At 50.6% G+C, this 25179-nt stretch carries 19 protein-coding genes; 6 read left to right on the forward strand and 13 right to left on the reverse strand.

All coding sequences use genetic code 11. The annotated features are described in order from the left end of the window. Nucleotides 1-57: 57 nt before the first annotated feature. From D5E69_RS19400 to D5E69_RS19415, 4 genes are all read left to right on the forward strand, one after another. Nucleotides 58-738, forward strand: coding sequence for a response regulator transcription factor (locus D5E69_RS19400; protein ID WP_159130082.1), 681 nt, complete (start codon nt 58-60; stop codon nt 736-738). Next, complete coding sequence (locus tag D5E69_RS19405) at nt 738-1733, forward strand: sensor histidine kinase (protein ID WP_159130083.1); 996 nt, start codon at nt 738-740, stop codon at nt 1731-1733. Before D5E69_RS19400 ends, D5E69_RS19405 begins: the two co-directional genes overlap by 1 nt. Before the next feature lie 90 nt (nt 1734-1823). Continuing rightward, nucleotides 1824-2507 (forward strand): ABC transporter ATP-binding protein, encoded by a 684-nt coding sequence (locus D5E69_RS19410; protein WP_048015859.1) that lies wholly within the window; start codon nt 1824-1826, stop codon nt 2505-2507. Further along, nucleotides 2504-5017: an FtsX-like permease family protein gene (locus D5E69_RS19415; RefSeq protein WP_159130084.1), complete on the forward strand. Its 2514-nt coding sequence runs from the start codon at nt 2504-2506 to the stop codon at nt 5015-5017. Before D5E69_RS19410 ends, D5E69_RS19415 begins: the two co-directional genes overlap by 4 nt. Nucleotides 5018-5331: 314 nt before the next feature. Here D5E69_RS19415 and D5E69_RS19420 read toward each other — a convergent pair whose 3' ends face one another. Beyond that, complete coding sequence (locus D5E69_RS19420; protein ID WP_159130085.1) at nt 5332-7635, reverse strand: glycerophosphodiester phosphodiesterase family protein; 2304 nt, start codon at nt 7633-7635, stop codon at nt 5332-5334. A gap of 168 nt (nt 7636-7803) precedes the next feature. On the opposite strand from D5E69_RS19420, the gene D5E69_RS19425 reads away from it, so the two are divergent. Next, nucleotides 7804-8409, forward strand: a complete 606-nt coding sequence (locus tag D5E69_RS19425) for a glycerol-3-phosphate responsive antiterminator (protein WP_347566712.1) — start codon at nt 7804-7806, stop codon at nt 8407-8409. Here D5E69_RS19425 and D5E69_RS19430 read toward each other — a convergent pair. The 5 genes from D5E69_RS19430 to D5E69_RS19450 form a co-directional block, all read right to left on the reverse strand. Next, nucleotides 8361-9137 carry an HAD-IIA family hydrolase gene (locus D5E69_RS19430; RefSeq protein WP_053072167.1) on the reverse strand — a complete coding sequence of 259 codons (777 nt, stop codon included), beginning with the start codon at nt 9135-9137 and terminating at the stop codon, nt 8361-8363. The genes D5E69_RS19425 and D5E69_RS19430 overlap by 49 nt on opposite strands. A gap of 17 nt (nt 9138-9154) precedes the next feature. Continuing rightward, complete coding sequence (locus D5E69_RS19435) at nt 9155-10846, reverse strand: ABC transporter permease (protein ID WP_159130086.1); 1692 nt, start codon at nt 10844-10846, stop codon at nt 9155-9157. Further along, a complete protein-coding gene (locus tag D5E69_RS19440) occupies nt 10843-11955 on the reverse strand; it encodes an ABC transporter ATP-binding protein (RefSeq protein WP_249931523.1) in 1113 nt (370 codons plus the stop codon). Before D5E69_RS19440 ends, D5E69_RS19435 begins: the two co-directional genes overlap by 4 nt. A 42-nt stretch (nt 11956-11997) precedes the next feature. After that, nucleotides 11998-13029, reverse strand: a complete 1032-nt coding sequence (locus D5E69_RS19445) for an ABC transporter substrate-binding protein (RefSeq protein WP_148794306.1) — start codon at nt 13027-13029, stop codon at nt 11998-12000. Between the two features lie 229 nt (nt 13030-13258). Next, entirely contained in the window at nt 13259-13687 is a 429-nt protein-coding gene (locus tag D5E69_RS19450) for a VOC family protein (protein WP_048013208.1), read from the reverse strand. A gap of 79 nt (nt 13688-13766) precedes the next feature. Here D5E69_RS19450 and D5E69_RS19455 point away from each other — a divergent pair, with 79 nt between their 5' ends. Next, nucleotides 13767-14690 (forward strand): helix-turn-helix transcriptional regulator, encoded by a 924-nt coding sequence (locus tag D5E69_RS19455; protein ID WP_159130088.1) that lies wholly within the window; start codon nt 13767-13769, stop codon nt 14688-14690. Nucleotides 14691-14731: 41 nt separating this feature from the next. On the opposite strand, the gene D5E69_RS19460 is transcribed toward D5E69_RS19455, so the two are convergent. The 7 genes from D5E69_RS19460 to D5E69_RS19490 all read right to left on the reverse strand — a co-directional run bounded on the left by D5E69_RS19460 (nt 14732) and on the right by D5E69_RS19490 (nt 24220). Continuing rightward, nucleotides 14732-15745, reverse strand: a complete 1014-nt coding sequence (locus tag D5E69_RS19460; RefSeq protein ID WP_048006561.1) for a LacI family DNA-binding transcriptional regulator — start codon at nt 15743-15745, stop codon at nt 14732-14734. Between the two features lie 78 nt (nt 15746-15823). Further along, the gene (locus tag D5E69_RS19465; protein ID WP_159130089.1) at nt 15824-17761 is read right to left on the reverse strand and encodes a beta-galactosidase; all 1938 of its coding nucleotides are present in this window, start codon (nt 17759-17761) and stop codon (nt 15824-15826) included. A gap of 21 nt (nt 17762-17782) precedes the next feature. Beyond that, nucleotides 17783-18925 carry a galactokinase gene (locus tag D5E69_RS19470; protein ID WP_159130090.1) on the reverse strand — a complete coding sequence of 381 codons (1143 nt, stop codon included), beginning with the start codon at nt 18923-18925 and terminating at the stop codon, nt 17783-17785. Next, a complete protein-coding gene (locus D5E69_RS19475; RefSeq protein ID WP_159130091.1) occupies nt 18922-21147 on the reverse strand; it encodes an alpha-galactosidase in 2226 nt (741 codons plus the stop codon). The genes D5E69_RS19470 and D5E69_RS19475 overlap by 4 nt, the downstream gene beginning before the upstream one ends. Nucleotides 21148-21161: 14 nt before the next feature. Continuing rightward, entirely contained in the window at nt 21162-21983 is an 822-nt protein-coding gene (locus D5E69_RS19480) for a carbohydrate ABC transporter permease (RefSeq protein WP_159130092.1), read from the reverse strand. Beyond that, nucleotides 21980-22834, reverse strand: a complete 855-nt coding sequence (locus D5E69_RS19485) for a carbohydrate ABC transporter permease (RefSeq protein WP_048006566.1) — start codon at nt 22832-22834, stop codon at nt 21980-21982. The genes D5E69_RS19480 and D5E69_RS19485 overlap by 4 nt, the downstream gene beginning before the upstream one ends. Before the next feature lie 93 nt (nt 22835-22927). Beyond that, a complete protein-coding gene (locus D5E69_RS19490; RefSeq protein ID WP_231578871.1) occupies nt 22928-24220 on the reverse strand; it encodes an ABC transporter substrate-binding protein in 1293 nt (430 codons plus the stop codon). Nucleotides 24221-25179 lie beyond the last annotated feature (959 nt).

Below are 25179 nucleotides of genomic sequence, written 5' to 3' on the forward strand. Positions count from 1 at the left end.
CGAAGCCTTTCATTTTCCATATGATAGGCTTACATAATCATTGATCCGGAGGTCACTATGAACATTCTATTAGTAGAAGACGATAAGACGATCGCAGCAGGACTCGAATACTCCCTGCAGAACGAGCAATTCGGCACATTTGTTTGCCATAATGTCGCTGCCGCTGAGGACATGATCAACACCCGCTGGACAGAGATCGATCTGTTCCTATTTGACCTGTCCCTTCCCGACGGCAGCGGCTATGATCTGTGCTCCCTTGTGAAAAAAAAGAGCGATAAACCGGTGATCTTCCTGACGGCCATGGACGAAGAAGTCAATGTTGTCATGGGGCTCGATATGGGGGCAGATGATTACATTACAAAGCCATTCCGTGTCAGGGAGCTCCTGTCGCGGATCAAATCAGTCCTCCGACGCTATGACAAGCAGACGCCGGCCCATTTCACACTCGGCGACATCAGGGTCCTGCCGGCTGATGGCAAAGCATATAAGGGTGGCGAGGAGATCCAGCTGACGGCCCTCGAGTATCGGCTCCTCCTGATCTTCGCCCAGCATAAGGACCAAGTGCTCACACGCACACAGCTCCTTGAGAAGATCTGGGATGTGGCAGGCGACTTCGTCAACGATAACACCCTTACCGTCTACATCAAACGGCTCCGCGAAAAACTCGAAGACGATCCGCAGAAACCGATCATCATCAAGACGATCCGCGGAATGGGCTATAAGGCAGGCGACCGCTGATGATGAGGAATAAAGAAATACGACTGTTCCTTGTGACGGTCGTGTTCATCGCGGGCATCGGCATCCTTTGCACGTTTTACATAAGTCGATTAGCGCCCCTGATCACGGCGGTCACCTCCCTCCTGCTCATCGCATGCTTCATGCTTTACACTGCATGGCGCTACCGTGAGATCGGGAAGCTTTCGAACTACCTTCGAAAGATATCAAATGGAGACTACTCCCTGGATGTCCGGGACAACCATGAAGGAGAGCTCAGCATCCTGAAGTCCGATATGTACAAGGTGACGCTCCGGTTATCGGAAAACAGCTCCCGTCTCCAGGAAGACAAGCTTAAACTGACCGATGCCATCTCGGATATCTCCCATCAGCTGAAAACGCCCCTCACTTCCATGATGGTCATGTCCGACCTATTGAGGGACCCCGGCCTGGATGAAGGAAAGCGCAGGGAATTCACACTCCGTATCCAGGTACAGCTTGAACGGATCGAATGGCTCGTCTCCTCCCTATTGAAGCTTTCAAAGATCGATGCGGGAACGGCACGTTTCAAGAAGGAAAAGGTGGACGTGTCTGCCCTCATACAGGACGCCGTCGACCCTCTTCTCATCCCCATGGAGATCAAGGGTGTCACACTCCAGCTTGAAGGCGAACCGGCCTCTTTTGTAGGCGATGCGAACTGGACGAAGGAAGCCATCATCAATATCTTGAAAAATAGCATCGAGCACTCAGCAGAAGGCGGGCTCATCACGATTACATCACAAGAAAACGCCCTTTTCACCGAACTCAGAATCTCCGATGACGGGAAAGGGATCTCGAAGGAGGACCTGCCCCATATCTTCAAGCGCTTCTACCGGGGAAAGAATGCATCAGAAGACAGCGTTGGAATCGGCCTCGCCATGGCACATAGCATCATGAAGAACCAGGACGGTGACATTGAAGTATCAAGCAGCCCTGCGGGAACGACCTTCTCACTAAAAATCTACAAACATACCATCTAACCAGGTGACAGAATTGTCACTTTCATAGTCACAGAGAAGTCATTTTAGGCAGATATACTAAAAGCATCAACCAACTGGAGGTACAATTTCGTGAATATCTTACAAATTGAAAATCTGTCTAAAGTGTACGGAAAAGGGGAAACGGCGGTCAAAGCACTCGATAATGTTTCGTTCACAGTGAAACAAGGGGAATTCGTCGTCATCATCGGACCGTCGGGTTCTGGAAAATCGACGTTACTTCACATGCTCGGCGGAGTCGATCGTCCAAGCTCGGGACGCGTCCTCGTCAACGACACCGATATGTACAGCCTGAACGAAACCCAGCTTGCCATATTCAGAAGGCGGCAGATCGGGCTCATCTATCAATTCTACAATTTGATCCCGATCCTGTCGGTGGAAGAAAATATCACACTTCCAATGCTTCTTGATAAGCAGAAAGTGGATCCGAAGCAACTCAATGACATCACAACCAGACTCGGATTGACTGAAAGGCTCGGCCATCTGCCGAATCAGCTCTCCGGTGGACAACAGCAGCGTGTATCCATCGGCCGAGCCCTCATCAGCAACCCGGCTCTCATGCTTGCCGATGAGCCGACGGGGAACCTTGACAGCAAGAACTCCGAGGAGATCATGGAACTCCTCAAAATGTTCAACAAGACATACAAACAGACGCTGATCGTCATCACCCATGACGAGCGCATCGCCATGCAGGCGGACCGCGTCATCTCCATCGAAGACGGCAAGATTTCTAAAGATGAGGTTCTCCGTCCATGAATATCGTAAACAAACTGACCCTCAGACATTTGAAAGAAAACAAGCGCAGGACTATGGTCACCATCATCGGTGTCATCATTTCCGTCGCCATGGTGACCGCCGTATCGACCCTGTTCGTCTCCTTCCTTGATCTCATGAAGCAAGACAACATCAACAAAGGCGGAGAATGGCACGTCCAGTACAAAAACATCAACCAGGAGCAGCTGGATGCCATTAAGAGTGAAAAGAATACAGATCATGTTTTTCTCCGCAAGGACCTGGGGTATTCGAAAATCGAGGATCCTCCGAATGCTTCAAAGCCTTATTTATTCTTTACTTCATTTGATGAAAAAGGCCTGAAGGAAATGCCCATCAAGCTGAAAGACGGCCGCTTCCCTAAGAATGATGGGGAAATCGTAGTTTCAGAGGATGTCCTGAATCAGAAAAACAAGCTTAAAATCGGCGACTCCTTATCCGTCGAGCTCGGTGACCGATTGATGGATGACACGACATTGTTTCAGGACAATTCATTCAATGGAGAGGAAGAAGAATTTCGCACGAAAGAAAAAGCTTCCTTTACTATTGTAGGGACAATAAAGCAGCCTGAATGGGAATACCCATGGGCTCCGGGCTATACGGTGATCAGTTCCTTAGACGATAAGCAGGCAGGAAGCACGGCGTTTGTAGCGGAGAAAAAGTTGAGCAAACATCTCTTTGATGATGCTAAAGCCTTCGCAAAAAAGCATGACATCCAGACCGTTGAGTTCAACCACGAGCTTCTGCGCTATTATGGAGTTTCCAATAACGATAACCTTAATGCGACACTTTTTGGGATGGCTTCCATCATTGTCGGGATCATCCTGATCGGCTCCGTCGCTTTGATCTATAACGCTTTTGCTATCAGCGTTTCGGAGCGCGCCCGCCACCTGGGTATGCTTTCAAGCGTGGGGGCGACAAAAATCCAGAAGCGAAACTCCGTCTTCTTTGAAGGGGCTATCATCGGCTTGATTTCCATCCCGATTGGCCTGATTGCCGGAATTGGTGGTATGGCCGTCACCTTCTGGTTCATGAATACCACTTTAACGAACGTATTTGCAGACGGATTAAAAATATCTGTTTCCATTACTCCCCTTTCTATCCTTGCGGCATGTGCAGTCTCGATTGTTACCATTTTCATCTCCACATTGATCCCTGCGAGAAGAGCATCGAAGGTATCAGCCATTGATGCGATCAGGCAGACACAGGATGTAAAAATGAGCGGTCGTAGTGTGAAAACTTCCAAACTCACCCGCAAACTGTTTGGCATTGAAGGAGAAATAGGGTTAAAAAACCTGAAGCGTAACAAGAAGCGATACATCGCTACTGTGTTCTCACTCGTCATCTCCATCATTTTGTTCCTCTCGGTATCGTTTTTCACTGACAACATTAAGAAATCAGCGGGCATGACACAGGAGAACTATGATTTTGACATTCAACTTACTGGTCCATCCAACAACCTTGAAAGCCTGAAGCCATTTGTGAATGCCGAAAACGTCACCGATTCCGTTTTATTGGAATATGTCTCGTTCCAAAGCTGGCTAACCAGTAAGGACGTTCCATCGGCATTAAAGAAAGATCCTGATTACCATGCGAACTTAAATGATGGGAAGTATGCGTATAACCTCCAGCTGCATGGCCTTGACGAGGAAGATTTCAAGGAGTACCTCAAGAAAACCGGTAGTAAAGTCGATCCTGACGGGGTTGTTGTAATCAACATGCTTAAATATCAGGGATCAGATCGCAAATTCTATCAATCGGAAGCACTGGATCTTCAAAAAACGAAGAAGCTGGACTTGTATGACTTCAACGGTGAGGAAGATGAAAAAGTCGGATCCATTCAAATCGACGGAGAAACTGATGAGGCACCAATGGGCGTCAGAGTCGGTTATGGGCTAAACCTGATCATGAGCCGTGATACACTTCAGAAAATCCAAAAGGAAACCGGCTCAACTAATTCCATCCCTTTCCTTTATCTGAACAGCTCTGATCCTTCCGCAACCCAGGAGGCGATTGATGAATCGAAAGGCGGAGACGTTGAGGTGTTTAACATCACGAAAATGAAGGAAGAAAACGAACAATTCTCCCTTCTGGTCTCCATCTTCGCCTACGGATTCATCACTCTGATTTCAGCCATTTCAATCGCGAATATCTTCAATACGATCTCGACGAGCATCTCGCTCCGGAAACGTGAATTCGCCATGCTGAAATCTGTGGGCATGACGCCGAAGGGCTTCAATAAGATGATTCATTATGAGAGCATCTTCTATGGGTTGAAATCGCTCCTTTACGGTCTACCAATCGGGTTTGCAGCCATGTATCTCATGCATATGGCCCTGAATGAATCATTTGAATACATCTTCTCCCCTCCTTGGATGAGCGTGCTGTTCGTGGTCGTTGCCATCTTTGCAATCGTGGGATCCGCCATGCTCTATTCCACAGGGAAGATCAAAAAACAGAACATCATCGATGGATTGAAGCAGGAAAACATTTAATAGGAAAAATCGGCTGTTAGCCATAGTAAAACCCGAATTCATTTGCCTGTGATGCAAATGAATTCGGGTTTTTAATTTATTTCATGAACATGACCATTTTATTGTCTCTAGCGGTTGATTGGAGTGCAAGACGAAGACTCCTGCGGGAAGAGTAGCTAATGTGAGAAGGCCTGCCGAGGAGGCTCACGGGCTACCCGCGGAAAGCGAAGTCTTGCACGGAAATCATGAGCGGTAGTAAGAACCTATACTGATATTGGTCGTCATTAAATGGCTACTTTTAAATTTTGTCCCACTCTCTTTTTCCTTACATATCCTTACTTCACCGTCACTTCAATCGGCTCTGACACCACATTCCACTCTTCCCCGAGCATGGTGAACGTATGCTTTGCGAATACTTGTGCCGTTCCTGGGGCGGTGGCTTCAATCGTATTGCCGTTGACTGTCACGACGCCATTTCCTTCGGCGACGAACAGTCCGGTCTCGATCTTCTCACGCTCGGCGACGCGGTAGCTGACGCGTGCTTTTGCATGGATGGTGCGTGTTTTTCCAGCTTTCAGATTTACTTTTTTGATTGGGATTTCAAGCTGCACAGGCGATTCTGTCAACCACTGCGTATAATCCGTAATCGGCCCGATGAGTCCGTCTTTCAGCTTATCGGCAAACGGAGGCTCGGCACGGAACGTCCAGTGCATGCTCAGCATCCCACGCTGCCTCATGTATTGAATGAACTCTTTGTACAGGGAACCATAACTGGAATTAAGGGTCACATCGTTGATCGTTCCGTAATCCACGAGCTTCTTCGCATTCTTCAGCTTTTCCTGCAGGGTGCTTGGGACGGCAGAAGAGAACAGATATCCTCCCGGCAGTTCAGGGGCAAGCTCATTGGAGCGCTGCATGCTGTCGAGGTAGAAGCTTTGAAGGACCACCTGATCCATCATGCCTTCTTCCTTGATCTCCTGAATCGTCTGCTCCTCCACATCATGGGCTTTCAACTCCACAAGGAGCATGACATTCTTGCCTTTGAACTCCTGGAGATATTCCTTGAAGGTAGGTACCTTTTCACCTGCGAATTTCTCGTCAAATTTGATACCGGCATCGAGCGCGCGAATTTCAGCGAGGGTCAGATCTTTGACCGCACCCGTTCCATTCGTGGTCCGGTCTACCGTTTCATCATGGATGACCACGAGGTGACCGTCTTTCGTGCGCTGCACATCGGTCTCAATCTGATCGGCACCGAGCTCATAGGCAAGGCGGTACCCCGCCATGGTGTTCTCAGGTGCAAGGGACGGCACGCCGCGATGGGCTGCTACCATCGGTCGTTGGACGATCGTCTGGTCCGGATACTGACCGAATGCCTTCACGGCAAGCTCAGGTGCGTTCGTGACGATCCCGTCGACGCCAAGGTGGATAAGCTCATGTGTCGAGGCCATTGTATCACCGCCTACGCCCCATACAGCAACCATCCGGTTATGAAGATAATACATGCCTTCTTCCGTCAGGACATTCTGAGGGATCATGACCATCTTGCTTTCACTCTTGTGGACATCCTGAACGATCTTCTTCAGATCATGTTTATTGAGATGGCGCTGATCATAATAGAGGCCCCCACGGATCCTCGGGTTCAGGTCTTTCACTGCTTCAATGATCCCCGTCTGACTGGACACGACATGGACATCACTGATGGACAGATCATTGAGCAAACCGACGACGGATTCTTCAAGACCACCCTTTTCCATATGTAGCACCGGGATTTTCTTTCCTTTGAGCGTCATCAGGACGCTCCGAAGATCCTTTCCATTTCCTTTCAGATTGCCTGAATCCCCGTCCACTTTGATCAGGGCAGAAGCCGTCTCATCATGAGGTACATCGACATTCTCCCCGTTGATGATGGTAGGGGCGTTGATCATGGATGTTTGAGCTTCCTGAGGCAGAAGGGCCCCTTCACCGTCTACAGGCGGCAGTTCACCTTCGAATGAGGTCAGCTTCACATTATCGTATTCCACCTTAGACCCACTCGTCTGGAACCCGACATCGCCATTGAGATATTTCCCGGCTTGGTCTGTATCGATGACCAGCTGCCCGTTGACATACTGCTGGACGCGTTTTCCGCTTGCGACCACTTTCAACCGGTACGTCTTCCCGTATTCCATGTTTTCAGTGTAAAAGTTACGCTCCGGCACGAGCCATTTATCAGCCGGCGTCCGCTCTGCGAATTCCAATCCGTTCACGTCCGAAGCTCCCCGGCGCACGGCAAACTGATAGTATGGATAGTTTTCGTGTTGGATCCGGTACATGAGCGATGCCCATCGCTTATCTTCCACGGCAGACTGGAACGTCACGTCCGCTTCGAATACATAGTCCCCTTCATCTTCTTCCAAAGGGACGATGACCCTGGCCGGTTTCGAGGTGGAGGAGGAATTCAGGACGAGCTTTCCGCCCTGGACGGCCCCTTGTCCTTCTAAGAGCTTCCATCCATCGGGCAAACGGCCATTCGCGATATCATCAAAATCCTCTTCCAATAGAACCGGGCTTGCGGCTTGTACGGAACTGGTCTGGACAGGGGCAAATAAGCCCAATGCCAATGTGGAAACGGCCATTGTACTGAATAATTTCTTCACGTGTAAAACTCCTCCCATGATTGGTTTTACTAGACTGATAGACGGACTGATCCAAAGGGCCGCACCCCACCTCCTTTCGTTCTGGTATGTTGCATTTAAGGGCAGATATGGTACACTTCAAATAGGTAAATAGACAGATAATTCTTAATATGACTGGGTGTGACTTCTTTGGAAATTGTAAACATGGTAGAGTCTCAGATCATCGCTTCCATCAAAGAAGAAAAGGATATTGATAAAGCGATCCGGAGCTCGGCGAACATCGCCTTTCTATTGATTGGGGATATCCTGACGGTCAAACCCTACATAGAGAAACTGAAAGAAGCGAATATGTATATCTTTATCCACCTCGACTTCATCGAGGGGTTGTCCAATACCAAGGGAGCGGTGAAATTCGTCGCAGACGTCTGGAACCCGACGGGCATCATTTCAACCAAAACCAATATGATCCGCTATGCCAAAGAAGAAGGACTCGTGACCATCCAGCGCATCTTCCTCATAGACAGGGGTGCCCTGCAAAAGGGGATTGAAATGATCAAGTCGTGCAAACCCGATGCTGTTGAAGTGCTCCCGGGACTCATGCCGAGGGTGATCGACCAGCTGTCGCACCAGCTCAAGCTCCCCCTCATCGTCGGGGACTCATCCAGGAGAAGAAAGATATCCTGGATGCCCTTGAAGCCGGTGCCCTGGCTGTCTCATCCGGTGACCCGAATATGTGGAAATTCGACTTATAGATTCACGATCTCCTTAATGCTATCAAGCACATATGAAGGCTGATATGAAGATTTTGTTAACATTTCTTTATTTGTTACCCCGGTGAGCACAAGGACCGATTGCAATCCATTTTCGATTCCCATCCGGATATCCGTCTCGAGGCGGTCCCCGACCATGTAACAGTCTGCTGGATCCAGCTTCAACACTTGAGAGACTACGTATTCCGCCATCCATTTCGACGGTTTGCCCGTGATGGACTCGATCCTCTCACCTGTCACCCCCTCAAGGGCACCGATCATCGCGCCGCAATCAGGAATCTGTCCGCCGAGTACGGGACAGGTCCGGTCAGGATTCGTTGCGATGATCGTCGCCTTATTGAGCCATGCCTGAAAGGCCAGATTGATTTTTTCATAGCTGAACTCCCGGTCCCAACCAAGGACGACGACCTTCGCCTGTCCTGCATCCTGGGTGAGGGTGATCCCCTCCTCCTGCAGTTCATCCAACAGGGGCTTTTCCCCGATGACAAGTGCCGCTTCCCCCGATTCCAGTGCATCCTTCAGAAACTTTGCCGTGATGAAATTGGAATTGATCACTTCATCAAGCTCCACTTCAATCCCGAGCTTCCTCAGCTTCTGCACATAGTCCATCCTAGTGGAGATGGACTTATTGGTCAGGAAGACGACCTTATCGCCCCGTTGTTTCAGGGCAGCGATGGCATCTGCCGCCCCTTCGATCATTTCTTCATCCAAATACACCGTTCCATCCAAATCAAAGATAAATCCTCTAGTCACGTTCTATCTTCACCATCCTACAGTTGATTTTTCGACATGCGATTGGCTATTGCCTGGAGCAGGAGGACAATGATGACAAGCACCACAGACATCGCTGCCGCCGTGTAATATTCCCCTCGCAGGATATTCTGGAAGATTGCCAGACTCATAGGCGCCCAGTCGGCAGGTGCCAATAATATAGATATACTCGTTTCCTTGATAACGGTGATGAAAACGAGGATCGATCCGGCTGCGATTCCCGGAAGCATCAGCGGACCGATGATCGTGATCGCCGCCGTCAGGGACGTCGCCCCGAGGTTCACGGCCGCTTCTTCAATATCCTGCTTGATGGCCCTCATCGTTCCCATCGTGGATCGCACCATATACGGAAGCCTGCGGATCGTATAGGCGACGATGAGGAGGACCGCAGTCCCTGTCAGGTGAAGAGGCGCCGTGTTGAACGTCTGGATCAAGGCAATCCCGAATGCGATCCCCGGTACGACGAGTGGGATCGACGTCATGAAATCGAGCTTATTGGAATTCTGCCTGACGACGAAATAGGATACAAACGTCGCGATGATCACGCTCAGAACAAGGGCTCCGAGAGCCAGAACAATACTGTTCTGGATATTCCCAAGGGAACTCGTGAAGATCGTCTTATAGTGGTCAAGAGTATAGCCGTTCGGCAAAGGATTCTTCCCCCAGGTGGTCGCAAGGGACTGTAGCACGATCGACAGCATGGCAAGAAGCGGGAACAGGACGAGTACGAAAGAATAAACGGAAAGCGTGCGCGTCAATCCCTTTGAATCATTCAGCTTCTGCTGCTTCGGTTTCCCTGAAACGGAGCCATAGTTCTTCCCCTTCGTGAACAGATGCTGCAGCCAGAAGAAGAAGGCCGCCACGAGGACCATGATCACCGTCAGGATCGCAGCTCCGCCCCAGTTGAAGAATCCAGCGATTTCCCGGTACGCTTCGACCACGAGGAGGTTCATCTCCTTCGGTGCCAGGATGATCGGCGTCCCGAAATCGGAGAACGAAACCGTGAAGATCAAGAGTGCACTTGAGATCACACCCGGAATGGCCAGGGGAAACGTGACGAAGATAAACGTGAACCAGTTCTTCGCTCCAAGGTTCAAGGATGCCTCCTCAAGGGAGATATCACTCACCTTGAATGCCGCCACCATCGGCCACAGGGCATACGGGAAGAAGAAAAACACCTGCACCAGGACGATTCCGGCCATGGAATAAGGGTCGATCAGCATCCCTTCCCCGCCGAGCTTCTGATAGATGTACGTCACCCACCCCGAACGGCCGAACATGATGATCACGGCATACGCCGAGATGAACGTCGGAACGATGAGGGGGATCGTACAGAGTGCTGAAATCGTCTTCTTGAGCGGCATCGTCGTCCGTGCAATCCCATAGGCGATCGGCACGCACATGACGATGACGATCAGTGCGACCAGGACGGCGAGCCCAAGACTGTTTTTAACCGCTGAGAAATAGGTTTTATTCGTGAAGATCTTTTCATAGTTTTCAAGGGACACGGCCTTGAACTTCTCCACCGTGGAGCTGAAGATCGTCGGATCCGTGATGGAGCCGAGTAGGTTCACGGGCTGCCCCGTGAAGCTGACAAGGAACACCGACAGGAGCGGAAGGATCAGGAATACACCAAAGAAAAGATAAATGAGGATCTTGACGACGCTTAGTCCATTCCACCGTCCCTTCATATGAGAAGCACCCTTTCAGGATCGATGGTGAGCTGGATCATTTCCCCTTCGGTAAGAATTGGTTCACCCGGTACGAATGTCGTATCCACGACAAGCTGATACTCATCGACTTGAACGTCATAGCGGACGATGGACCCGAGGTAGGTGGAGACGAGCACTTTTCCTTCGATGATGTTTGTCGCTTCACTTGTGATGGTCCCGGGCTTGAAGGTATTGATGTTTTCCGGACGGACGATGACATTGACCTCTTTATGGTCCACGCGGTGGGTCGATTTCAGCACATAACCTGCACCCTTCACGACGGAATAGCCGTTTTCCGTATCCACGACGGTCCCCTTCATGACGTTCGACGTACCGACAAAATTCGCAATGAAGGGAGTCGAAGGCCTGCTGTAGAGCTCGATGGGCGTCCCGATCTGTTTCACTTCCCCGCTGTCCATGACCGCTACCCTGTCCGCCATGCTCATGGCCTCCTCCTGGTCATGGGTAACGAAGATTGTCGTGATGCCGAGGTCCTGCTGGATGCGCCTGATCGTGTTCCGCATGGAATGGCGAAGCTTTTGGTCAAGGTTTGAAAGTGGCTCATCCATGAGGAGGACCGCTGGCTCCATGATCAGGGCGCGGGCAAGGGCGACACGCTGCTGCTGGCCTCCTGAAAGCTCGCTCGTCAGACGCTTCGCATGCTTGTCGAGTTCTACGTATTCCAGGATCTCCATGACCTTTTGCTCCATGGCTTTCGGATACCGGCCGAGCTTCCGGTTCAAAAGCCGCATGTAAATCGGAAGCTTGGCGGCTACGTTGCTCGCATTCAGCTGTTTGATGTTGAGGCTGTAGGCGACGTTTTCAAACACATTCATGTGGGGGAACAAGGCGTAGCTCTGGAACACCATCCCGCAGTTCCGCTGATTGGGCGGAATGCGGTTCACCTCTTTTTGTCCGATGGTGATGATGCCGGATGTCGGCTGTTCAAAACCTGCAATACAGCGCATCGTGGTCGTCTTCCCGCACCCCGAAGGGCCGAGGAGGGCGAAGAATTCCCCCTCCTGAATATCAAGATCGACGTTCTTTAGCGCCTGCACTCCGGAAAATTCTTTTGTTAGTTGTGTCACTTTGACTGATCCCATTCTTATCTCATCCCCTATTTTGGTGTATTACTGAAACTTATCTTTCCATTCGTTCCTTACGCGATCGTAATTCTCATTCACCCAGTCGATATCAAGATCGACGGCATGCGGTTTGACTTTTTCAAGTGTAAGAGGGGTCTTGGACTCCACTTCCGGGTTGATCGGGATATGATACCAGTTGGCTAGGATCTGCTGACCATCCTTGGAGAGAAGGAAATCCATGAGCTTCTTGCCGCCATCGGGATTCGGTCCGCCTTCAACAATGGATACAGGGTTCGTCAGGATCGGTGTTTTATCCGGAACAACGAAATCGACGCTTTCCCCTTTTGCTTTCTGCTCGTAAGCCATGAAGTCGAAGCCGACTCCGATATGGGCTTCACCCATTGAGACCGCTTTCGTTGGAGCGGAACCTGAATCCGGCATGGAGTTTGCCTGATCTACGAGCTTTTCAAAGTACTCCCAGCCCTCTTTCTCACCGCGTTGCATCATCTGATTCAGCACCATGAGGGTTGCGGTCCCAGATGCAGCCGGGTTGGAGAATTGGATCTTTCCTTTCCACTTCGGATCAAGAAGATCATCCCATGTCTTCGGCGCTTCTTCCTCCGATACAAGCTCTGTATTATAAGCAAATCCGAGAACGAAGATTTCCGTACCCACATATTTGCCGTCTTCATGCTTCACCTTGATGCCATCTTCCACTGTGTCCCAATCTTTGGCGAAATCCGGAATGTAGGAACCGATGATCCCTTTATCCGCTGCCGCTTCAAACGGAAGGATCCCGCCGCCCCCATACCAGACGTCCCCTTGGGGATTATCCTTTTCTGCCATCATCCGGTTTACCAATACGTTCGTTCCCGCATACTGAACGTCAACGGAACCACCGTGGAGTTCCTCGAATTTTTGACCGAGCTCCTTCGTCATATCCGGTGTTTCCGGAGAATAGAACGTAATCTGTCCCGTTTTGCCGTCTCCATCACCGGAACTCTTGTCTCCTGCGCAACCTGCAAGCAGGCTTCCTGCCAGGATCATGGAAGCCACGACCGATAGTGATTTTTTCATCTTGAAATCCCCCTATTTTGTTTTTCGAGTTTCCGGGCAAAGAAAAAGAGAAGACGCACCAATGTAAACCCTTACATTTTAAGGGTTATCAATTGGGCTTCTTCTCAAAGTCTCTTCCCAGTCCTATTCGATTACATTTATTATACAAAAATATCTGAATTTTACAACATATAATTTACAAATTGTTTACAAATGGGAATAAGGGCATGGATGCCCACGCCCTTCTCTCTTACTCTATTCGTTTCGTAAATAAGTGGAATGAAACGCCAAATGGATCCCTCACGAACCCATATCCTTCCGTATAAAACTCCGGGGTGAACGGCTTCAGGATCTCAGCTCCACGGCTCACCAGCTTATCATATATTCCCCTTGCTTCTTCAACCGTTTCAAATGTGAGACATAAGGAAATATGACTACCTGGTGTAACGGGTAATCCTTCCGTATCATCGGCAAGCATCAATGTGATGTTTCCGAATGAGAGGACAGCTTGGTCGATCCGATTCAATCGATCTTGCTCTATGCCGATTTTCGCACCTTCAGGTCTATCGCTTATTCGTTGGATGTATCGTGTTTCGGCACCAAATATGTCTTCATAAAACGTTCTTGCTTCTTCTGCCTCGCTTGTCATAAGTACATAAGGTGATACGTCGAATGTCATGATTCATGCCCTCCTTTTCGGTATACTGATAGTATAGAACTGATCGGTGTCAGTTTCCGGCACCGTTGGGAGGATGACAGTGAAAAAATCTACTCGTTTGTATCATATGATCCATTACATGAATGAGGTGCATCATTTCACGTTGAGTGATTTGATGGAAGAATTCAATATTTCTAAAAGCACGGCACTTCGAGATATGAGAGACCTGGAAGAGCTTGGCGTTCCATTCTACAGTGAAAGCGGTCAGCATGGCGGGTATCACATCATCCGCGAAAGGGGCTTAACGAAGATCGATCTCACTCCTCAGGAGCTCCTCGCCCTTCTCTTCGCCTTCGGAAGTATCTCCCAGCTTCCAACGATCCCCTTCAACGCTACATATGACGGGATATATCGCAAAATCATCAGCCATTCAAGTACTGAACAAAAGGCGGAAATCAACCGGTTTTTAGGCAAATTTCAGTATTTCAACAAAAGTGGCCAGGCAACGATTCCACACTTTGAGCAAATGGTTCAAGCCTCATTCAGCCAGCAAATCTGCATGATCCATTATCAAGGCCGATCCCTGGCCTCCCCCTACTCAGTGGTCGGTTTCCTATTCAAAAACAGCAAATGGTATGCAGTGGTGCTGGAGATTCAAACGGATCGTGTCAGACTGTTCAGTATGGAAAAGATTGAAGATGTAGAGCTGAAAGACGATGTGACCGATGCTGGCGGCGTTACCCTTGAAAACTTCACTCACTATATGAGTCAAGGTGATATGGAAATCGTAGTCCAATGCACGGAAAAGGGGCTGTCCGATCTGACCTCTTATTTATGGTCAGATCAAAAAGTAATCAACCAAGAAGGACGGATAATCTTCACATCCTCCATACATCCTCGGGACATTCCTTTTATCGCCAAGCTTCTCACGAGATCAGGAAGGGAAGTGAAAGTCCTCTCCCCTCCGGAGCTAATAGAGGCCGTGAAAGAAGAACTCGCCCTCTCCCTCGCCCAGTACCAATAAAAAAACACCCGTGAGGCGAACAGTCTCACGGGTGCCTGATCCTATTTTCTTTCTTCACAGCTCTCCCGCTTCACCAGATGATTCGGGACAACCACCTTCTTGGCGAGCTCCCGCTTGGATTGGATCTGATCCAGGAGAAGCTCAACAGCGGATTCGCCCATGAATTCCGTGTACACTTTCACCGTGGTAAGGGACGGCTGCAGGAATTTTGATGTGGCGATATCATTAAATCCGACGATCGATACCTGCTCTGGCACCTGATACCCTGCTTCATGAAGGGCGCGGATCGCCCCGATCGCCATGGAGTCGGAGGCGATGAAGAAGGCGGTTGGAAGACGTTCCCCCTTCAAGGCTTCCTTCATGAGGCGGTAGCCGTCTTCCGAAGTGAAGTTCCCCTTCGTCCACGTGAATTCCGGATGGTACATCCCCCGGAGGGCCTGGTACTGGTAGAACGAGCATTCACGCTCGTCACGGATCGGCTGGTCTTTCGTGACGAACTCCTGTCCGCCTATGTATCCGATATCTTCGTGACCGAGGGAGGAAAGGTAATCAAGGACTTCATTCATCGCCTTCCGGAAGTCCACTACCACGCAGTCATAATCATCACTCGGGGAGTAATCGACCAGGACGAGATGGCGGGCGGCGCCTTCGAACAGATCGATTTCCTCCTGGCTGTATTTACCGACGGCAATGATGCCGTCCAGTCCTTCAAGGCGGGAAGGATCGAGGTCGTCCCCGCTCTTGAACAACTTGATGAGGTCGATGTTCCTCTCCTGGCATTCCCGTTCGACACCTGACCGGATCGCCATATAATACGGATCCGCCATCTCCTGCTGCTCGGAGTACCAGTAGACCAGGCCGAACAGCATGCGTTCCTTCATCTGCTGGGGATCTTTACGGTTGCGGAGTGTCTTATAGTTCATATCCTGAGCGATCTGGAAGACCCGCTTCTTTGTTTCATCGGCGACAGAGAGCGTTTCATCGTAGTTCAGGACCCTGGAGACCGTAGCAAGTGAGACACCTGCCTTTTTTGCAATATCCTTCAAAGTGGCCATCCCACTTCCTCCTTCTGATTACAAGCATTCGTTTCTATTATAGCGAAGAAGCGGGCATCACACACTTCATTCTCTGAGTTATTTCCATTCCACGATGGTGCTGGCATAGGGTGCAAGCGTGTGGTTCCCAACGGTTTTTTCGTCTCCCGTATGATTGAGGAGGAACAGATGGTCCTTGCCATCCAGCGTCCGCTTATACACTTCGACACCTGGCCCTGTTTCCATGGACCAGATCCCGTGGCGATCGATGACGCTCTTTCCGATTTCCTTCATCGACTCCCGGTCAAGTCCTCCACCGATGTAATACACCTGCCCTTTGCCATAGCTGTTCCGTGTAACGGCAGCTTTCTCTTCATAGAATGGATCCTGATAGCGATAGAGGACCTCGGCAGTGTCTGGTGTGATGAGATCACGCCAGACCGTGACCGTCCCTGACCTCTCCCCTTTGACGGTCAATTCCTGCCCATCGGCAAGCGCCTCGGTTTCGTGGATCCGGATGCCGCACAGATCGGTCACCATGCCTGGCAAGGCTTCCCCGAGACGGATGTTATTGTCCTCATCCCTCAACCCCGTCCTGAAGGAGAAGAGAATCGTCCCGCCGTTATCGGCAAACGTCCGCAATCTGTCAGACAGCTTAGAATCCATCATCTGCATCACCGGCACGACCAGTACTTTATAGGAATCAAACGGTCGGTCAACGGGGATCACATCAATCGAAGCGTTCCAATCGTAGAAGGCCTGATACATCCGCGTCAATTCCTTCGTGAAGTCGAAGCCTGAGCTTTGGACCTGCGAGCGCCATGACCAGATGTTTTCATAGCTGTACAGCACGGCGACATCGGCCTGGATCGGAGCGTTCAACAGCTCTTCATAAGGCTTGATCTCGGAGAAAAGGGACTGGACTTCCTTGTATTTGCGTCCCCGATGATTATCATGGTCCACGACCCCGAAGCAGAACTGCTCTGCTCCCTTGGTCATCCCCCTCCAGCGGAAGTACAGAAGGTCGGTACAGCCGTGTGCAAATGCCTGGTATGACCACATCTTGGCCTGATTCGGACGCGGCAGATACCCGATGACGTCATGTCCCTGTGCCCCCATGAGTTCCTCCACGATCCAGTAGTTCTTCCCGAGGAGACCACGGTTGAAGTCATGGTTCATGGCCACTTCTGCCGGGGAAATCGGTTCCGTCAGACCACCCCACACCGGATAGTTATCGTACGAAACGACATCAAGCTCCCGGGCATGTTCCGGGTGATCGAACCACTTATCAAAGAATCCTCCTGACACATTCGTCGTGACAAGCTGATGATCGCCTTTGAATTCCCTGACGATCTTCACCATTTCCTTCGCATAGCGATTCACGGAGAACGAACGGAATTTCGCCCAATCGAGCTTCAGGGACGGGTTGTGCGTCGTAACGGTAGGCGTCGGCATCGGGATTTCGTCGAATCCATTATACGTCTGCCCCCAGAAGATGGTCCCCCAGCGCTCATTGAGCTCGTCGACCGTCTTGTATTTATCCTGCAAGAATGTCTGGAACCCTTCATGACACTGATCACAGTAGCACTGATCACTGCCTTCGTGGCCGAACTCATTGTCGATCTGCCAGACGGTGATGCCCGTCTCCGTGCTGTAATGCTTCACGAGTTCCTCTGTGATGCGCGAACTGTAGGTCCAATAGTCCTTGGAGTTGAAGCAATACTGCCTCCTGCCCCCAAAGCTCCTGGTAAGTCCCCTCTCGTCCTTGGACAGGATGGACGGATGCTTCTTCGCTAGCCATGCCGGGAACGTTGCCGTCGGGGTCCCGAACATGACGGACAGATCCCTCTTTTTTGCTTTCTTGATCACTTCGTCAAAGAAGGAAAAGTCGAATTCCCCTTCCTTGCTTTCCATCAGATGCCAGGCGAATTCACCGATCCGGATCATGGTGGACCCCATTTCCTTGATGCCATCAAGGTCTTCATCCATCATCTCTTTCGGCCAATGCTCCGGATAATAATCCACTCCCAAATACATATCGTTTCCTCCATTCTATCGTTACCTGATCGGTGTCACTTCACTTGCTCCCGCTCCGGCTTTCACCACATAGAAACTGGCGGTCCTGCCGGTCGAGCCCTCATAGGCACTTCCTACTTCCTGAATAAAAGACGGAACGGCGGTTTCCGCCACCAGATTTACGGTGCAGCCCCCGAATCCCGCTCCCGTCATGCGCGCCCCGATCGTTCCATGATGCTGCCAGGCCGCATCGACAAGCGCATCAAGGGCATCACCGGTCACCTCATAATCGACCCGCAGGGATTCATGGGACTCCTTCATCAATTGTCCGAATCCATAAATGTCCCCATTTCTTAAAAGCTCTGCTCCTCTGCGCGTACGGTCATTCTCCGTTACCACGTGTCGGACCCGCCTTGTTTCCTCGTCCGATAATTGCGCCATCACCCGTGAGAAGTCCTCCGGCGTCAGCTCTCCAAGCGACGCAATGCCTTCAAGTTTCAAAAGCGCATCCTCACATGTTTTCCGCCGCTCATTATAGGCAGAACCCGCGAGTTCACGTCGTACATTCGAATTGGCAATCACGATGGAGATGCCTTCAAGAGGCAAAGGGATGTAGTCATACTTCAAGCTGCCACAGTCAAGGAGGATCCCCCGCTGTGCTTTCCCGAACCCTACGGCAAACTGATCCATGATGCCGCAGTTCACCCCGATATATCGGTTCTCCACTTCTTGACTGATCAGTACGAGATCTAGGGTGGAATGCTCGAGGCTGTACCACTCATTCACCATGACCGCGGTCGCAATCTCGATGGAAGCAGATGAGGATAGTCCGGCCCCATTGGGGATATTCCCCTGATAGTACAGGTCCATCCCACGTGGTTCCCCTTGAAGCAGATGGTGAAAGATGCCCTTCGGGTAGTTCGCCCAGCCATCCTCCGGATCATACGCGAGGTGATAAACCGGGACTTCAATGATTCCCGCTTCAGGAAAGTTTTCTGAGAACAGGCGAATCAGATCGGTTCCATTTTCCCTGGCCGATACATAGGTGCCGACACCGAGAGCGCACGGCAGGACAAGGCCCCCTGTATAATCCGTGTGTTCACCGATCAGATTGACCCTGCCGGGGGCGAAGAAGGTACGGATTCCTTCGTCCTTTCCTCCAAATACATCGGTCAGTTTCTTCATCGTGCATCCCCCACTTTTTCAAACTTCCAGATCGCCGATTGGAAATCTCCTGTCATTATGGTATTCTCTGTCCTCACAGTCCCACTGAAGAACGGTGGAATCAGGAAGCCGACATTCATCAGTTCATCTCCATAGTAGCGGGTCCCGCTTCCCTTCAGCTCATAAAGGCCATCGGGGTCAAGTCCCCGCATGGGAACGCGGATGAGAGAAGGATTCGGCTTCGCCAGTACCCGGTAAAAGGCAAGAATGGCCTCATTGGCATCGGATACCATCCACGCTGCATCACTTCCTTCGAATGGACTCACAAGGCGGTGGAACGATCCGAACTGAATGAGCTTGCGATTGGCTTTGAAGAAGGTCACCTGCTCCCTTACCGCCGCTTTCTCTTCATGGGAAAGGGCCGTTGCATCAAGCTCATAGCCGAAAGCCCCGAACATGGCCGTATGGAATCGCATCTCGATCGGTGTCGAGCGCCCTGTCTGGTGATTCGGTGAATTGGAAACATGGGCCCCCATGGAAGACAGGGGATAGACAAGTGAAGTTCCCCATTGAATCTTCAATCGTTCCACAGCGTCAGTATTGTCACTCGTCCACGTCTGGGGCATGTAATGAAGCATGCCTGGATCGAAACGATTGCCACCGCTTGCACAGGATTCAAACAAAATATGCGGGAACGCCTTCGTCAATCTTTCCAAAAGGGAGTACAACCCCAATACATAGCGGTGGGCCACCTCTCCCTGCAGATGTTCCCTGGAACCGACTTCCGTCATATTCCGGTTCATATCCCATTTCACATACATGATATCCGCCGAGCTGAACACATCGCTGAGTACGCGATACAAATGCTCGACCACTTCATCCCGGGAAAGATCGAGAATGAACTGATTACGCCCGTGGGACAGGGGACGGTCCTCCACGCCCAGCACCCAATCGGGGTGTTCTTCATAAAGGGAACTCTTCACTGAAATCATTTCCGGTTCCACCCAGATCCCGAACCCCTGATGCGCAGGCATCCCTTCTCGCAAACCATCCAGTCCACGAGGCAGTTTCCTTTTGTCCGGCGTCCAGTCGCCGAGGGAGGATGTATCATGATTCCGTCCTTCAAACCACCCGTCATCGAGGACGAACAGTTCTATGCCAAGATCCGCTGCCTCCCCGGCAATGTCGAGGAGTTTATCTTCATGAAAATCAAAATACGTTGCTTCCCAGTTATTGATCAGGACCGGACGCTCACGATCGCGCCACTCCCCTCTTGCCAATCGGGTGCGATAAAGCTCGTGATACGTGGCACTCATCCCTCCAAGTCCCCGGTCGGAGTAGACCATGACCGCTTCCGGCGACTGCAGGCTCTCACCCTTTTCCAGTCGCCACTCAAAACCGAACGGATTGATTCCGATCATGGCACGTGACACATCATGGGCATCGACTTCGACGCCCCCGAAGAAGTTCCCGCTGTAAACGAGGCTGAATCCGTAGACCTCTCCCGCATATTCCGTCGACGCTTTAGAACAAAGGGCAAAGAACGGATTATGCTTGGAGCTTGAAACCCCCTTCTTGCTGTCGATGGACTGCAGTCCTTTCCTCAAGGCCGTCTTTTCCACATGCCCTTCCCGGATCCACGCTCCGTTCAAATGAAGGAAGTCATAGTCTTTAACTGGAAAGTCCACTGACGCACTCAGCAGACGCTCCACCGTAATCGGTATATCTCCACCGTTCACGATGCGGGAGCTCCTGATCACTGCATCGCGATCATGGAACACGGTGTAGAGAAGCTCCAGACTGACATCGGCAACCCCATCCTGCAAGGTCAGGACGAGAGTCTCCGCTTCCTCCCCGGAATGCACATACACACCCGGAAGCCCTTCCAAAGAGGGCTTCCCCTTTTCGATTCTATGAGATTGATAGACAAACCCTGATGTCCGGCTGCCGTTTGCATGCTTCACCACGACGGCGGGCTCCCGGAAATCGGATGTGCCGTACACAGGGAATTCCTGTTTTAAGAACTCCAAGGAAAAGAGCTGATCCCCCTCATAGGGGAAGCACATATTCCCAAGCGGCTCAGACGGGAGCTGAAGCAGATGGGAGAAGTCCTCGCGGTGGCGGATTTTTTTCCCGTAATATAAATGCCCAGGGTTCCCGTTTTTCAGGATGGTTAAGATATAGCTGACGTTCTTCCCCTGGAGGTGGAATTGATTGGTTTCTTTATTGACAAAGATCGGCACTCAAATGGCCTCCTTTATTTCACCGCGCTTCCGAGCATGCCAGAGATGAACTGGCGCTGAAGGGCGAGGAAGAAGATGATGATCGGGATGGTGGCAATGGTGACCCCTGACATGACCTGACCGTAGTCGATCCTCGACAGGCCGAACAGGGAGGACAGTGCAACCGGGAATGTGTACATTTCATTCGATGACAAGGCAATCAATGGCCACAGGAAGCTGTTCCACTGATACAAGAATAGGAAGATTGCCGTCGCGGCAAGAGCGGGCTTCATGGACGGCATGACGATCCGGAAGAAGATCTTCCATTCCCCGGAGCCGTCGATACGCGCCGCCTCGATCAAGGAATTCGGGAACGCCAGCATATTCTGCCTCATGAGGAAGATGGCGAATGGATACGCCAGGTTCGGCAGGATCAACGCTTGATACGTATCGAGCCAGCCGAAGTTCGCCATCATCTTGAAGAGCGGGATGATCGTCGCATGATACGGCACCATCATGGATAGCAGGAAGATACCAAAGATGATGTTGCGTCCCCTGAAACGGAATTTGGCAAAGGCATAGGCTGCCATGGAACAGATCAGGAGACTGAGGACCGTATAGACAATCGCCACGAACAAGGAGTTGAACATGACCCGTCCGATATCAATCGCTTCGTTGAGATTCTTCACATTTTCCACGAGCTTTGCACCCGGGATGAGGACCGGCGGCTTCGAGAACAACTTCCCGCTCTCGTTCGTCGCTCCGATCGCTGCCCAGTAGAACGGGAAGAGGGAAATCAATGCACCGATGACAAGGACGACATACATGGTGATTTTTTTACCGATTGATTTTCTCATTCTTGATCCCCCGTTACTTTGAATTGGATGAATGTCATGATGGCGATGAGCACCACGATGACATAGGCAATGGTTGAGGCATATCCGAAGTCGAAATACCGGAAACCGGTTTGATACAGGTACATCCCGATCGTCAGCGTCGCATCACTCGGTCCGCCTTTCGTGAGCACGAACGGCTCATCGAATAGCTGCAGGGTCCCGATCGTCGACAGGACGACGGTGAAAAGGATGACCGGCTTCAGCTGCGGGATGGTGATGGAGAAGAACTGGCGGACCTTCGATGCCCCGTCCATGCTCGCTGCTTCGTACATTTCTTCAGGGATGTTCTGGAGCCCTGCAAGATAAATGACCATATTGTACCCGACCCATCTCCACGTCATGGCGAGGATCAGGGAAGCTTTCGCCCAGAATGGATCGTTCAGCCATGGGATGGCATCAAGTCCGACGGCCGCCAGCACCTGGTTGATGACTCCATCGTTCATGAGCATGATGGAGAAGATGATGGAATAGGCAACCAGCGAGGTGACCGCAGGCAGGAAGAATGTGACCCGGAAGAACCCTTTCATCCTGAGCAATGCGGAATTAAGAATGGAAGATAAGATGAGGGCGAGCAGTACCATGATCGGTACCTGAATGATCAGGAGGATGAACGTATTCTTCAATGCTTTATGGAAGATTTCATCCGACATGAGCCGCTTGTAGTTATCAATGCCGACAAAGGCAAGATTCGCCCCCTGTCCCGATTGAAAACTCATGATCAGGGACGAGATGATCGGATACAGCATGAACACACTGAACAGCACAAGTGCCGGTGCGACAAATAAGTAGGGAATATAGGCTTTCGTCTTCATACATCAACCTTCTCTCTATGATTCAATAAAAAAAGAGAGAGACACGAGGTCCCGGATTGATCCTGGCTCTATCTCTCTCATCATCGTGAATCGTCAGTTATTGATATCCCGCTTCGTACGGTCCTTCAATCGTTTGGCCGCATCTTCAAGGGCCTTATCTGCTTTGGCGCCATTGAACATATCAGCCTGTGCTTTGATCGCTTCATCCAAAGCCAGGGAATAATCCTTTGTATAGTACGCAGTCGGGATATCCTTCATCTCATCTGCGAACAATGACCAGATTTCCTGACCTCCGAAGAACTCGACGCCTTCAGTGAACACTTCAGAATCATAGGCCGTATTCAAGGAAGGGAACAGACCGTAGTCTTCCATGGCCATGATCTGCGTATCAGTATCTGTGGAGAAGAACTCCATGAACTTATAAGCAGCATCGGCATTTTTAGAGGAAGCAGGAATCATCCAGCCACCGCCGCCGAGGTTTGCTGCACGATTGCCACCTTCTTCAATGGCAGGAAGCGGGAACACACCCCAGTCGCCGCTTGTATCTTTCGCTTGATCCACAATCGTTCCGTAGTACCATGCACCGAATGGAATTGTTGCAACCGATCCGTCAGCCGTGGCAGAAACCGTTCCGTTCCATCCATCGACGTTCTTGATCAAGTCGGCATCGGCGAATTTCTTCTGAATTTCCATCGCCTTCACGGCTTTAGGATTTGTCAGGTCGATATTGCCTTTTTCATCAAAGTAGAATGCACCTTGCTGGTTCAGCATCATCCGGAACGTCGGATCATCCTTAAACATATCAAGCGGCATCGCAGCTACACCTGTTTTATCCTTGATGGTCTTACCTGCTTCCAAGAAATCATCCCATGTCTCGATGTCTTCTGCTTTCACGCCCGCTTCTTCAAAAATGCTTCTGCGGTAGAACATTCCTGAAGGACCGGCATCGAATGGCATGGCATAGTAATCGCCGTCCACTTGGGCAAGGTCATTCTTGAAGGAAGGGAACTTATCTTCATGGTCCTTGAATCCTTTTTCGGAAAGGTTTACGAATCCATCCGGAAACGCTTCCACATAGCCGTGGATCCGGTCATCTTCCACAAGTACGATGTCCGGCAGGCCGACACCGCCGGCTGCAAGGCCAGTGGAGAGTTTGTCATATACGTCAAGGCGTCCGATATCCTCGACTTTCAACTTCACATCAGGATTTTCTTTTTCATATGTTTTGATTGCTTCGTTCAATGCCCCGACGTTCACGTTCCACGCCCAGGCTGTGAGGGTCACTTTGCCGTCCTTGCCTTTTCCATCGCCACCGCTGCTATTGGAGCTGCATCCGGCAATGATCAGGGTCGCGATGATCCCCATCAATACGACTAACTTTTTCATCCTCTTCATCCCCTTTGTGTTTCGATATGTGTTAAAGGTTATTACCAAGCTGAAAAACTTCTAGTAAGCGTTTACATCTTACTTTTGATTTTAGTAAACTAGTTCGATCAGGTCAAGAGATTTTTTACTAAAAATTTTAATAGTTTTTTACTTTGTGAAAATAGAAGTCGTTTTGGTCGTTTGATCCTCGTTTATTCAAGGAGTTTGATTGCCGATAAGGACGTTCCTTTTCGCTACGGCGGCTCGCTTTGAGGCGGAGGCAGTTGAGCCGCTTTGGCTACGCCTCCAGGATCTCCACCTTGCCTCTTTTCCCGCAGGAGTCGAGCCGCCTAAACTTCAATGCGCTCTTGGTTAAGAGTAAAACAAACCTTATGTATTTGGTACAAGCTCAAATATTAGAGATTGATAGACCTTGAGGGTGCTTGCTTGGGGAAGGATGATGAATGCACGGAAGATTTAGCATGGAATCTGGATTCAATGGCCGATAAGGACGCTCCTTTTCGCTGCGGCGGCTCGCTTTCCGGCGGGAGGTAGTTGAGCCGCTTCGGCTGCGCCTCCAGGGTCTCAACCTTGCCTCTTTTTCCGCAGGAGTCGAGCCGCCTCCGCTTCAATACGCTCTTGGTTGGGATGATGGTGGCCATTCTTTATGGGGAGAGACCTTTCGTGCGGATAGCCTAACTGGAAAGAACGAGTTTCAGAGATCTTAACCTATTACTTTACTAAAATATTTTATCTGCATCTAAAAAAGGAGAGTGAGTCTCGGACAGAGTTACTTACCCTATCCTGGAACGCCCCCCATCACTTCTCTACCTTATTAAATTAATCCAGGGGCTGGATGCAATCAGGGCCATTCACCCTATCTTTACCAAAAAGTGCAGTGCAGCGGAGGACGGCCGCAGCGGAATGGAGCGATCCCATCTTTCCACTCCCTACATTCCAATTTCAATAAAGGGGTGCCC

The sequence above is a fragment of the Rossellomorea marisflavi genome (assembly GCF_009806575.1).
GTDB classification, from domain to species: domain Bacteria; phylum Bacillota; class Bacilli; order Bacillales; family Bacillaceae_B; genus Rossellomorea; species Rossellomorea marisflavi_A.